This window comes from Pseudomonas sp. VA159-2, assembly GCF_024126635.1.
Taxonomy (GTDB): Bacteria; Pseudomonadota; Gammaproteobacteria; order Pseudomonadales; family Pseudomonadaceae; genus Aquipseudomonas; species Aquipseudomonas muyukensis.
This window is the reverse complement of record NZ_JAMYBV010000052.1, coordinates 1-12,008: the sequence shown is the minus strand read 5'-3', so window position 1 is coordinate 12,008 and position 12,008 is coordinate 1. Positions and strand designations below refer to the sequence as shown.

Annotated in this window: 12 protein-coding genes; all 12 read left to right on the top strand. The window is 64.8% G+C overall.

Features of this window, described 5'->3' with window-relative positions; all coding sequences use genetic code 11:
* On the top strand, positions 1-182 hold a 182-nt coding region (locus tag NJG22_RS24175), incomplete at its 5' end, for a hypothetical protein (protein ID WP_253098429.1).
* A gap of 12 nt (positions 183-194) precedes the next feature.
* Positions 195-2,324 (top strand): flagellar biosynthesis protein FlhA, encoded by a 2,130-nt coding sequence (gene flhA, locus NJG22_RS24170; RefSeq protein ID WP_217848990.1) that lies wholly within the window; start codon positions 195-197, stop codon positions 2,322-2,324.
* Between the two features lie 11 nt (positions 2,325-2,335).
* A complete protein-coding gene (gene flhF, locus NJG22_RS24165; protein ID WP_134693809.1) occupies positions 2,336-3,649 on the top strand; it encodes a flagellar biosynthesis protein FlhF in 1,314 nt (437 codons plus the stop codon).
* 114 nt (positions 3,650-3,763) lie between these two features.
* Complete coding sequence (gene fleN, locus NJG22_RS24160) at positions 3,764-4,597, top strand: flagellar synthesis regulator FleN (RefSeq protein WP_016393812.1); 834 nt, start codon at positions 3,764-3,766, stop codon at positions 4,595-4,597.
* Positions 4,594-5,334, top strand: coding sequence for an RNA polymerase sigma factor FliA (gene fliA, locus NJG22_RS24155; RefSeq protein ID WP_134693810.1), 741 nt, complete (start codon positions 4,594-4,596; stop codon positions 5,332-5,334). The genes fleN and fliA overlap by 4 nt, the downstream gene beginning before the upstream one ends.
* Positions 5,335-5,437: 103 nt before the next feature.
* On the top strand, positions 5,438-5,812 hold the full coding sequence (locus tag NJG22_RS24150) for a chemotaxis response regulator CheY (protein WP_134693811.1): 375 nt from the start codon (positions 5,438-5,440) through the stop codon (positions 5,810-5,812).
* 18 nt (positions 5,813-5,830) lie between these two features.
* Entirely contained in the window at positions 5,831-6,619 is a 789-nt protein-coding gene (locus tag NJG22_RS24145; RefSeq protein ID WP_134693812.1) for a protein phosphatase CheZ, read from the top strand.
* A 12-nt stretch (positions 6,620-6,631) separates the two neighbouring features.
* Entirely contained in the window at positions 6,632-8,857 is a 2,226-nt protein-coding gene (locus NJG22_RS24140) for a chemotaxis protein CheA (protein ID WP_253098427.1), read from the top strand.
* A 45-nt stretch (positions 8,858-8,902) separates the two neighbouring features.
* Complete coding sequence (locus NJG22_RS24135) at positions 8,903-10,030, top strand: chemotaxis response regulator protein-glutamate methylesterase (protein WP_253098425.1); 1,128 nt, start codon at positions 8,903-8,905, stop codon at positions 10,028-10,030.
* A complete protein-coding gene (locus NJG22_RS24130) occupies positions 10,030-10,770 on the top strand; it encodes a flagellar motor protein (RefSeq protein ID WP_134693815.1) in 741 nt (246 codons plus the stop codon). Before NJG22_RS24135 ends, NJG22_RS24130 begins: the two co-directional genes overlap by 1 nt.
* 3 nt (positions 10,771-10,773) lie before the next feature.
* The gene (motD, locus tag NJG22_RS24125) at positions 10,774-11,631 is read left to right on the top strand and encodes a flagellar motor protein MotD (protein WP_134693816.1); all 858 of its coding nucleotides are present in this window, start codon (positions 10,774-10,776) and stop codon (positions 11,629-11,631) included.
* A gap of 82 nt (positions 11,632-11,713) precedes the next feature.
* On the top strand, positions 11,714-12,008 hold a 295-nt coding region (locus NJG22_RS24120), incomplete at its 3' end, for an AAA family ATPase (protein ID WP_253098423.1).

Here is a 12,008-nt window from a genome sequence, read left to right as displayed (position 1 = left end):
GAATGCGCATACAAAAACCAAAACAATCCCCGAACCCGAACCCGAACCCGAACCCGAACCCGAACCCGAACCCGAACCCGAACCCGAACCCGAACCCCAAGAAAACCCCCCATCCCCAAAAGTTGGAAAGCTTCTTGCAAAGGCAGCGCCAGGCGCCACACAGGCGTCAAAGTTTTGCTTGAAGAGGACTCGCGGTGGATCGCACTCAGTTAATCAGCAACGCCCGCAACAACCTGGCCGGTCTCGGCCGGGGCAACCTGGGCGTGCCGCTGCTGCTGCTGGTGATGTTGGCAATGATGATGTTGCCGATACCACCGTTCCTGCTCGACGTATTCTTCACCTTCAACATCGCCCTGTCGATCGTGGTCCTGCTGGTCTGCGTCTACGCCCTGCGTCCATTGGACTTCGCCGCGTTCCCCACCATCCTGCTGGTGGCGACCCTGTTGCGCCTGGCCCTCAACGTCGCCTCCACCCGCGTGGTCATGCTCCACGGCCAAGAAGGCCACGGTGCCGCCGGCAAGGTGATCCAGGCCTTCGGCGAAGTGGTGATCGGCGGCAACTACGTCGTCGGTGCGGTGGTGTTCGCCATCCTCATGATCATCAACTTCGTGGTGGTGACCAAGGGCGCCGGGCGCATCTCCGAGGTCAGCGCGCGCTTCACCCTCGACGCCATGCCCGGCAAGCAGATGGCCATCGACGCCGACCTCAACGCCGGCTTGATCGACCAGGTCCAGGCCAAGGCCCGCCGCGCCGAAGTTGCCCAGGAAGCCGAGTTCTACGGCTCGATGGACGGTGCCAGCAAGTTCGTGCGCGGTGATGCCATCGCCGGCTTGCTGATCCTGTTCATCAACCTGATCGGCGGCATGCTCATCGGCATGCTGCAACACGGCATGACCTTCGGCGACGCCGGCAAGGTCTATGCCCTGCTGACCATCGGTGACGGTTTGGTGGCGCAGTTGCCCTCGCTGCTGCTGTCCACCGCCGCCGCGATCATGGTCACCCGCGCCTCCGGCTCCGAGGACATGGGCAAGCTGATCAACCGGCAGATGTTCGATTCGCCCAAGGCCTTGGCGGTTTCCGGGGCGCTGATGATCGTCATGGGCCTGGTGCCAGGCATGCCCCACGTGGCCTTCCTCAGCCTCGGGGCGTTGGCCGGTGGGGGGGCTTATCTGGTCTGGAAGAAGCAGCAGAAGGCCAAGGTGGTTGCGCTGGAGGAAGCCCAGCGCCAGCAGGATCTGCTGCCCTCGCCGCAGCGCGCCATGGAAACCAAGGAACTGGGCTGGGACGACGTCACTCCCATCGACATGATCGGCCTGGAGGTCGGCTACCGCCTGATCCCGCTGGTCGACCGCAATCAGGGTGGCCAGTTGCTGGCGCGCATCAAGGGCGTGCGCAAGAAGCTTTCCCAGGACCTGGGCTTCCTCATGCCCACCGTGCATATTCGCGACAACCTCGACCTGGCCCCCAGCGCCTACCGCCTGACCCTGATGGGGGTGATCCTGGCCGAGGCCGAGATCTATCCGGACCGGGAGCTGGCGATCAACCCCGGCCAGGTGTTCGGCACCCTAAATGGCATCGCCGCGCACGACCCGGCATTCGGCCTGGAGGCGGTGTGGATCGATGTTGGCCAACGCGCCCAGGCGCAGTCGCTGGGCTACACCGTGGTGGACGCCAGTACCGTGGTCGCCACGCACCTCAACCAGATCTTGCAGAAGCACTGCCATGAACTGATCGGGCATGAGGAGGTGCAGCAATTGCTGCAGGTGCTGGCCAAGGTCTCGCCGAAACTGGCCGAGGAAGTGGTGCCGGGTGTCATTTCCTTGTCGGGGCTGCTCAAGGTGTTGCAGGCGTTGCTTGCCGAGCAGGTGCCGGTGCGCGACATCCGCAGCATTGCCGAAGCCATCGCCAATAATGCGAACAAGAGTCAAGATACCGCCGCACTGGTGGCGGTGGTGCGTGTCGGATTGTGTCGCGCCATCGTGCAAAGCATTGTCGGCGTTGAGTCCGAGCTGCCTGTGATCACCTTGGAGCCAAGGTTGGAACAGATTTTGCTCAATAGTTTGCAAAGGGCCGGGCAAGGTCAGGAAGACGGTGTTCTTCTTGAGCCGAGCATGGCCGAAAAGCTGCAGCGTTCGTTGATCGAAGCCGCCCAGCGCCAGGAAGTGCAGGGCCAGCCGGCCATCCTCCTGGTTGCCGGCCCGATCCGCGCCATGCTGTCGCGCTTCGGCCGCCTGGCTGTACCGAATTTGCATGTTTTGGCGTATCAGGAAATACCTGACAACAAGCAAGTCACCATCGTTGCCACCGTGGGCCCCAATGGCTGAGGTAGTGGGTTATGCAAGTTAAGCGTTTTTTCGCCGCCGATATGCGTCAGGCCATGAAGCTGGTCCGTGATGAGCTCGGCTCCGACGCCGCCATCATCGGCAATCGGCGCATCGCTGGCGGTGTCGAACTGACGGCTGCGCTGGACTACAAGCTGTCCGCCCTGGCCCCGCGCGTGCCCAACGTCGAGCTGGAAGACGAGCTGCGCAAGACCCAGTCGCGCATCGTCACCGCCCAGGCCGAACTGAGCGGCCGTGGCGAAGCGGGCGAGGGCGGCAATCGCCAGCTGTTTGCCGGCCAGTCGCTGACCGCGTCCGAGCCGCTGATCGAGCCGCAGGTCGATGAACCCGCGCCAGTGGCTGCTCCGGCCGCGGCGGCGGTCGACCCACGCCTGTTCGACGCCATGCGCTTCGAGCTCAATGGCCTGCGCGAGCTGCTCGAAGTCCAGCTCGGTTCGCTGGCCTGGAGCCAACTGCAGGGCAGCAAGCCGCAGCAGGCCAATCTCTGGCGCCGCCTGCAGCGCCTGGGCCTGTCCGGTGGCCTGGCCCGCGAACTGCTCGAGCTCACCGCCGAAATCGAAGAGCCACGCCAGGCCTGGCGCATGGTCCTGGCGCACCTGGCGCGGATGATCGACGTGCCCGAGATCGAGCCCATCGAAGAGGGCGGGGTAATTGCCATGGTCGGCCCGGCCGGCATGGGCAAGACCACCACCCTGGCCAAGCTGGCCGCACGCTATGTGCTCAAGTACGGCGCGAACAACCTGGCGCTGGTGAGCATGGACAGCTTCCGTATCGGCGCCCAGGAACAGCTCAAGACCCTGGGGCGAATCCTTAACGTGCCGGTCACCTACGTCGACCCGGGCGAGTCGCTGGCCCAGGCCCTCGAACCATTGCTGCGCAAGCGCGTGGTGCTGATCGACACCGCCGGCCTGCAGGCCAGCGACCCGGCCCTGCGCATGCAGCTGGAAACCCTGGCCGGGCGCGGTATCGCCGCGAAGAATTACCTGGTGCTGGCAACCACCAGCCAGAAACAGGTGCTCACTGCCGCCTACCACAGCTACAAGCGCTGCGGCCTGGCCGGGTGCATCCTGACCAAACTGGACGAAACGGCCTGCCTTGGCGAAGTGCTGAGCCTGGCCATCCGTCACGAATTGCCGGTGGCCTATCTGACCGATGGCCCGCGCATTCCCGACGACCTGCAGTTACCGCGCAAGCACCAGCTGGTGAGCCGCGCGGTCAGCGTGCAGCTGCAGGACGAGCCCAGCGACGAGGCCATGGCCGACATGTTCGCTGATCTGTACCACAACCCTGGCAAACGCGCGGGTTGAGGGTGAATACTGTGCAAAGTACCTACATCATGGGGTTGTCCGGCCGGACCGTGGCCTTGACTGTTCAGCCCCTCATGTGGCCTGGGTCCAAGCGAGACAAGGTAAAGAACAGACATGGGTAGCATGCATCCCGTACAGGTGATCGCCGTGACCGGTGGCAAAGGTGGCGTCGGCAAGACTAACGTTTCAGTGAACCTGTCCCTGGCGCTGGCCGAGCTCGGCCGCCGGGTCATGTTGCTGGACGCCGACCTGGGCCTGGCCAATGTCGACGTGCTGCTGGGGCTCACGCCCAAACGCACCCTCGCCGATGTCATCGAGGGCCGCTGCGAACTGCGCGACGTGCTGTTGCAGGGGCCGGGCGGTGTGCGCATCGTGCCGGCGGCCTCCGGCACGCAAAGCATGGTGCACCTGGCGCCGGCGCAGCATGCCGGGCTGATCCAGGCCTTCAGCGAGATCGGCGACAACCTCGACGTGCTGGTGATCGATACCGCCGCGGGTATCGGTGACTCGGTGGTCAGCTTCGTTCGCGCCGCCCAGGAAGTGCTGCTGGTGGTGTGCGACGAACCCACCTCGATCACCGATGCCTACGCCCTGATCAAGCTGCTCAACCGCGACTACGGCATGAATCGGTTCCGCGTGCTGGCCAACATGGCCCAGAGCCCGCAGGAGGGTCGCAACCTTTTCGCCAAGTTGACCAAGGTCACGGATCGCTTCCTCGACGTCGCCCTACAATACGTTGGCGCCGTGCCTTACGACGAATGCGTGCGCAAGGCGGTGCAGAAGCAGCGGGCGGTCTATGAGGCCTTCCCTCGGTCCAAGTGCGCGCTGGCCTTCAAGGCCATTGCGCAGAAGGTCGACAGCTGGCCGCTGCCTGCCAACCCGCGGGGCCATCTGGAGTTCTTCGTCGAGCGCCTGGTGCAACCCACCAGCGCAGGGCCGGTGCTATGAACGCGAGCGGTTTCAAGATGTACAGCAAGGCGGCGAAGGACGCCCAGTACGAGCTGGTCGAACGCTACGCGCCGCTGGTCAAGCGCATCGCCTACCACCTGCTGGCCCGGTTGCCGGCCAATGTCCAGGTCGAGGACCTGATCCAGGCCGGCATGATCGGCCTGCTGGAAGTCGCCAACAAGTACGACGCCAGCAAGGGCGCCAGCTTCGAGACCTACGCCGGTATTCGTATCCGTGGCGCCATGCTCGACGAGGTGCGCAAGGGCGATTGGGCGCCGCGTTCGGTGCACCGCAACACGCGCATGGTCAGCGATGCGATTCGCTGTGTCGAAGCAAAGACCGGTCGCGACGCTAAAGATCACGAGGTTGCTGCCGAACTCCAATTGAGTCTCGATGATTACTACGGGATTCTGAACGACACCTTGGGCAGCCGCCTGTTCAGTTTCGACGACCTGCTGCAGGACGGCGAACACGAAGGGCTGCACGAGGACGGAGCCAGCGGCCAGCTGGAGCCATCGCGAGACCTGGAGGACGAGCGCTTTCAGGCCGCCCTGGCCGATGCCATCGCCAACCTGCCGGAGCGCGAGCGCCTGGTCCTGGCGCTGTACTACGACGAAGAGCTGAACCTCAAGGAAATCGGTGAGGTGCTGGGGGTCAGCGAGTCGCGTGTCAGCCAGTTGCACAGCCAGTGCGCGGCACGTCTGCGCAGCCGTCTGGGTGAATGGCGGGCGCGTTGAGCCAAGGTTCGATGCAGTCGTATTTTGTGGTGCCGAATTGATTGACTGCGCGCTCGGCGCCGAGCGCGTTTAAGACTGCTTGGAGGTCTAATTGAACAAAGACATGAAAATCCTCATCGTTGACGACTTTTCGACGATGCGGCGGATCATCAAGAACCTGTTGCGTGATCTGGGCTTCACCAATACCGAAGAGGCCGACGACGGCACCACGGCGCTGCCGATGCTCGAAGCCGGGCATTACGACTTCCTGGTGACCGACTGGAACATGCCTGGCATGTCCGGTATCGACCTGCTGCGCAAGGTGCGTGCCCACGACCGTCTCAAGGGCATGCCCGTGCTGATGGTGACTGCCGAGGCCAAGCGCGACCAGATCATCGAAGCGGCCCAGGCCGGCGTCAATGGCTATGTGGTCAAGCCTTTCACCGCCCAGGTGCTCAAAGAAAAGATCGAGAAGATCTTCGAACGCGTCAACGGCTGAGTCACGTCAGGGGGCGCCATGGAGTCAATCAACAACTCGCTGGGTGAGTTCGAATCAACCCTGAAAAAGCATGCCCAGGAACTGGTCGAGAGCCTTGAGCGCGGCCGGTTCGGCGAGGCCGTGCAGCTGATCCACCAACTGAACCAGACCCGCGACCGCGGCCTGTACCAGGAGGTGGGCAAGCTTACCCGCGAGCTGCACAGCGCGATCGTCAGCTTCCAGATCGACCCGGCGATGCCGCAGGCCGAGGAAGTCTCGCAGATCACCGATGCCACCGAGCGCCTCTCCTACGTGGTGCGCCTCACCGAAGGTGCCGCCAACCGCACCATGGACCTGGTAGAGGAGAGCACCCCGGTGCTCAACGCACTGGCGAGCGAGGCCCAGGACCTGTCCGCCGACTGGCAGCGCTTCATGCGCCGCGAAGTGGCGGCGCCGGAATTCCGCGAGCTGGTCAAGCGCGTCGACAGTTTCCTGACGCACAGTGCCGAAGGCAACCGCAAGGTCTCGGGCCACCTCAACGACATTCTGCTGGCTCAGGACTATCAGGACCTGACCGGCCAGGTGATCAAGCGGGTGACCGCGCTGGTTACCGAAGTAGAAAGCAATCTGCTCAAGCTCGTGCTGATGGCCAGTCAGGTCGACCGCTTTGCCGGCATCGAACATGACCACCAGCAGCTGCGTGCTGAAAAAGATCAAGAAAAACATCCGACTCGGGGTGAAGGTCCGCAGATTCATGCCGATAAGCGTGAAGACGTCGTGTCCGGTCAGGACGATGTCGATGATCTGCTGTCCAGCCTGGGTTTTTAAGGAGCACGTTTAATGAGCTTCGGCGCCGATGAAGAAATCCTCCAGGATTTCCTGGTAGAAGCCGGCGAAATCCTCGAGCAACTGTCCGAGCAACTGGTCGAGCTGGAAAGCCGGCCCGATGACGCGGACCTGCTCAATGCGATTTTCCGCGGTTTCCACACTGTAAAAGGGGGCGCCGGCTTCCTCCAGCTCAACGAGCTGGTGGAGTGCTGCCATATCGCCGAGAACGTGTTCGACATCCTGCGCAAAGGGGAGCGCCGGGTCGATGCCGAGCTGATGGACGTGGTGCTCGAGGCACTCGACACGGTCAACAGCATGTTCGGCCAGGTGCGCGAGCGTAGCGCCGTGACCCCGGCCACCCCGGAACTGCTGGCGGCGCTGTCGCGCCTGGCCGAGCCGGGTGGCGCCGAAGCACCGGCTGCGGTGGTCGAGGCCGAGCCGGTCGCCGAAGCAGCGGCCGCCGAGCCCGACATCACCGACACCGAGTTCGAGCAACTGCTCGATTCGCTGGATGCGGTCAAGACCGAAGCAGCCGTTCACGAGCAGTTGCAAGGCGAGCAGGTCACTGGCGAGGGTGACGAAATCACCGACGCCGAGTTCGAGTCGCTGCTCGACCAGTTGCATGGCAAGGGCCAGTTTTCGGCTGAAGCGGCCGTCAGCGAGCCTGCGGCCGCAGCGCCGAGCAGCGACGAAATCACCGACGATGAGTTCGAGTCGCTGCTCGACCAGTTGCACGGCAAGGGCACCTTTGCCGTCGACGCCCTGCCGGCGGCCGCAGCGCCCGCCAGTGCCGCGCCAGTTGCCGCAGGCGACGAAAACATCAGCGAACACGAATTCGAAGCGCTGCTGGACCAGCTGCACGGCAAGGGCAAGTTTTCCGGCGACGCCGTCGCGGCCGAGGCCCCTGCCGCCGCCGTGGCTGCCGCGCCGGCGGCGCCCAAGGCCGAGGTCAAGCCGGTTGCCAAGCCAGCGCCGGCGCCTGCCGCCGCCGCACCGGCACCTGCCGCCAAGCCTGCTGCGCCAGCCCGTGCGCCGGCCGCTGCCGCCGAGAAGCATGGCGCCAGCGAAGCGGAAACCACCGTGCGGGTCGACACCGCGCGCCTGGACGAAATCATGAACATGGTCGGCGAACTGGTGCTGGTGCGTAACCGCCTGGTGCGCCTGGGCCTGAACAGCGGCGACGAGGCCATGTCCAAGGCCGTGTCCAACCTCGACGTGGTCACCGCCGACCTGCAGACCGCGGTCATGAAGACCCGCATGCAGCCGATCAAGAAAGTCTTCGGCCGCTTCCCGCGCCTGGTCCGCGACCTGGCCCGCCAGCTCAAGAAAGAGATCAACCTGGAGCTGGTCGGTGAAGAGACCGACCTGGACAAGAACCTGGTCGAGGCCCTGGCCGACCCGTTGGTGCACCTGGTGCGCAACGCCGTCGACCATGGCGTCGAGATGCCCGATGAACGCGAGGCCGCCGGCAAGGCGCGCACAGGCCGCGTGGTGCTGTCCGCCGAGCAGGAGGGCGACCACATCCTGCTGTCGATCTCCGACGACGGCAAGGGCATGGACCCCAGCGTGCTGCGGGCCAAGGCCGTGGAAAAGGGCCTGATGGACAAGGACGCGGCCGACCGCCTGAGCGAGTCGGACTGCTACAACCTGATCTTCGCCCCGGGCTTCTCGACCAAGACCGAGATTTCCGACGTGTCCGGCCGCGGCGTCGGCATGGACGTGGTGAAAACCAAGATTTCCCAGCTCAACGGCTCGATCAACATCTTCTCGGCCAAGGGCCAGGGCTCGAAGATCGTCATCAAGGTGCCGCTGACCCTGGCGATCATGCCGACGCTGATGGTGATGCTGGCCAACCAGGCGTTCGCCTTCCCGCTGGTCAACGTCAACGAGATCTTCCACCTCGACCTGTCGCGCACCAACGTGGTCGACGGCCAGGAAGTGGTGATCGTGCGCGACAAGGCGCTGCCGCTGTTCTACCTCAAGCGCTGGCTGGTCCAGGACCACGAGCACGAGGAGCAGCACGAAGGCCATGTGGTGATCCTGTCGGTCGGCACCCAGCGCATCGGCTTCGTCGTCGACCAGTTGGTCGGCCAGGAAGAAGTGGTGATCAAGCCGCTGGGCAAGATGCTGCAGGGGACCCCGGGCATGTCCGGCGCCACCATCACCGGTGACGGGCGCATTGCGCTGATCCTCGACGTACCGAGCATGCTTAAGCGTTACGCCGCCCGGCGTATTTGATTTCGGTGGCGCGCCCAGGCGGGTGCGCCGCCTAATGGAGTGTTTATGGCAGTCAAGGTCCTGGTGGTGGATGATTCCGGTTTCTTCCGCCGCCGTGTCTCGGAAATTCTCTCGGCGGACCCGACGATCCAGGTCGTGGGCACCGCGACCAACGGCAAGGAAGCGATCGACCAGGCGCAGGCGCTCAAGCCCGATGTCATCACCATGGACTACGAAATGCCCATGATGGACGGCATCACCGCGGTGCGGCATATCATGCAGCGCTGCCCGACGCCGGTGCTGATGTTCTCCTCGCTGACCCATGAAGGCGCCCGGGTTACCCTCGATGCGCTGGACGCCGGCGCGGTCGACTACCTGCCGAAGAACTTCGAGGACATCTCGCGCAACCCCGAGAAGGTCAAGCAGATGCTGTGCGAGAAGGTCCACACCATCTCGCGCAGCAACCGCCGTTTCAGCGCCTATGCCGCCCCGGCCCCGGCCGCCGCGCCCGCGCCGGCCAGCAGCCATGCCCCGGCCAGCAGCTTGGCCAGCAGCGCCCCGGCGCGCACCGCCGCCGCCCCGGCCCGAGCCGCGGCGCCGGCTGGCGCGCACTCGCCGGCGCCCAAGCGCAAGCCTTACAAGCTGGTGGCCATTGGTACCTCCACCGGCGGCCCGGTGGCCCTGCAGCGCGTGCTCACGCAACTGCCGGCCAGCTTCCCGGCGCCGATCGTGCTGATCCAGCACATGCCGGCGGCTTTCACCAAGGCTTTTGCCGAGCGCCTCGACAAGCTGTGCAAGATCAGCGTCAAGGAAGCCGAGGACGGTGACGTGCTGCGTCCAGGCCTGGCGCTGCTGGCCCCCGGTGGCAAGCAGATGATGGTCGACGGCCGCGGCACGGTGAAGATCCTGCCGGGCGATGAGCGCCTGAACTACAAGCCTTGCGTCGACATCACCTTCGGTTCGGCGGCCAAGTCCTATGGCGACAAGGTGCTCTCTGTGGTGCTCACCGGCATGGGCGCCGACGGTCGCGAAGGCGCGCGCCTGCTCAAGCAGGGCGGCAGCACCGTGTGGGCGCAGGATGAAGCCAGCTGCGTGATCTATGGCATGCCCATGGCCATCGTCAAGGCCAACCTGGCCGATGCCGTGTACAGCCTGGACGAAATCGGCAAGCACCTGGTCGAGGCGTGCGTCTGATGGATGTCCTCAGCCTTATCGGCCTGATCCTCGCCTTTGTCGCCATCGTCGGCGGCAACTTCCTCGAGGGTGGCCACGTTGGCGCGCTGCTCAACGGCCCGGCCGCGCTGATCGTGCTGGGCGGTACGCTGGCGGCGGCGCTGCTGCAGTCGCCGCTGTCGTCGTTCAAGCGCGCCTTGCAGATCGTGCGCTGGATCTTCTTCCCACCGCGGGTCGACCTGGTGGGCGGCATCGACCGGGTGGTGAACTGGAGCCTGACCGCGCGCAAGGAAGGCCTGCTGGGCCTGGAAGGCGTGGCCGACGCCGAGCCCGACCCTTATGCGCGCAAGGGCCTGCAACTGCTGGTCGATGGCGCCGAGCCGGAAGCCATCCGCAGCATCCTCGAAGTCGACTTTCTGACCCAGGAGGCCCGTGACATCCAGGCTGCCAAGGTGTTCGAGAGCATGGGCGGCTACGCGCCGACCATCGGCATCATCGGCGCGGTCATGGGCCTGATCCACGTGATGGGCAACCTGGCCGACCCGTCGCAGCTGGGCAACGGCATCGCCGTGGCCTTCGTCGCCACCATCTATGGCGTGGCCAGCGCCAACCTGATCCTGCTGCCGATCGCCAACAAGCTCAAGGCCATCACCCTGCGCCAGTCGCGCTACCGTGAAATGCTCCTCGAGGGCCTGCTGTCGATCGCCGAAGGCGAGAACCCGCGCTCGATCGAGCTGAAGCTGCAAGGCTTCATGGAGTAAGCCATGGCTCGCCGTCGTCATACCGAGGAACATGAAAACCACGAACGCTGGCTGGTGTCGTATGCCGACTTCATCACCCTGTTGTTCGCCTTCTTCGTGGTCATGTACTCGATCTCCTCGATCAACGAGGGTAAGTACAAGGTCATCTCCCAGGCGCTGATCGGGGTGTTCAACGACCCCGATCGGACCATGAAGCCGATCCCCATCGGCGAGGAGCGGCCGTTGTCGGTGCGCCCGGCCGAGCCGTTGATCAAGGACAGCGAGCAGACCGACGCGGGCCTGGCGCAAAGCAGCGCCGACCCGCTCAAGACCATCAGCGACGATGTTCGCGATGCCTTCGGCGACCTGATCAAGTCCAACCAGATGACCGTGCGCGGCAACGAGCTGTGGGTCGAGATCGAGCTCAACTCCTCGCTGCTGTTCGCCAGCGCCGATGCCATGCCCAGCGATGTCGCCTTCGAGATCATCGAGAAGGTGGCGAAGATCCTCAAGCCGTTCGCCAACCCGGTGCACGTCGAGGGCTTCACCGACAACCTGCCGATCCGCACCGCCCAGTACCCGACCAACTGGGAACTGTCCTCGGCGCGGGCGGCGAGCATCGTCCGCCTGTTGGCCATGGAAGGGGTCAACCCGGCGCGCATGGCCTCGGTGGGCTACGGCGAGTACCAGCCGGTGGCCAGCAACGACAGTGCCGAAGGCCGCGCGCGCAACCGCCGCGTGGTCCTGGTGATTTCGCGCAACCTCGAGGTGCGTCGCAGCCTGACCGGCAGCGGCAGCGCCAATGCCACCCCCGATGCCGCGCTGCGCCGGGCTGGCACACAAAGTGCACCAGCCACGCCTGCATCGGTGGCGGGGCAATAACTCGTCAATTCTCTGTCGCCGTGTGCCCGTGGGAGCCGGTTTCCACAGGGTTCGGCGACATTAACGAGTCAAGAGTTGTCCTATGAGAGTCTGGGCAGTAGCCAATCAAAAAGGTGGCGTCGGCAAGACCACCACCACCATCGCTCTGGCCGGCCTGCTGGCCGAGGCGGGCAAGCGCGTGGTCGTGGTCGACCTGGACCCCCACGGCTCGATGACCAGCTACTTCGGGCATAACCCCGACGCGCTCGAGCACAGTTGCTATGACCTGTTCCTGCATAAAGGCACGGTGCCCGAGGGCCTGCCGGGCCAGCTGCTGCTGCCCACCAGCGACGAGCGCATCTCGCTGCTGCCGTCGAGCACCGCGTTGGCGGTGCTCG

Excerpts from the sequence above, each read along its gene's own strand:
- flhF (WP_134693809.1), top strand. The coding sequence starts at position 2,336 with ATGCAAGTTAAGCGTTTTTTCGCCGCCGATATGCGTCAGGCCATGAAG.
- fleN (WP_016393812.1), top strand. The coding sequence starts at position 3,764 with ATGGGTAGCATGCATCCCGTACAGGTGATCGCCGTGACCGGTGGCAAA.
- fliA (WP_134693810.1), top strand. The coding sequence starts at position 4,594 with ATGAACGCGAGCGGTTTCAAGATGTACAGCAAGGCGGCGAAGGACGCC.
- NJG22_RS24150 (WP_134693811.1), top strand. The coding sequence starts at position 5,438 with ATGAAAATCCTCATCGTTGACGACTTTTCGACGATGCGGCGGATCATC.
- NJG22_RS24145 (WP_134693812.1), top strand. The coding sequence starts at position 5,831 with ATGGAGTCAATCAACAACTCGCTGGGTGAGTTCGAATCAACCCTGAAA.
- NJG22_RS24140 (WP_253098427.1), top strand. The coding sequence starts at position 6,632 with ATGAGCTTCGGCGCCGATGAAGAAATCCTCCAGGATTTCCTGGTAGAA.
- NJG22_RS24135 (WP_253098425.1), top strand. The coding sequence starts at position 8,903 with ATGGCAGTCAAGGTCCTGGTGGTGGATGATTCCGGTTTCTTCCGCCGC.
- NJG22_RS24130 (WP_134693815.1), top strand. The coding sequence starts at position 10,030 with ATGGATGTCCTCAGCCTTATCGGCCTGATCCTCGCCTTTGTCGCCATC.
- motD (WP_134693816.1), top strand. The coding sequence starts at position 10,774 with ATGGCTCGCCGTCGTCATACCGAGGAACATGAAAACCACGAACGCTGG.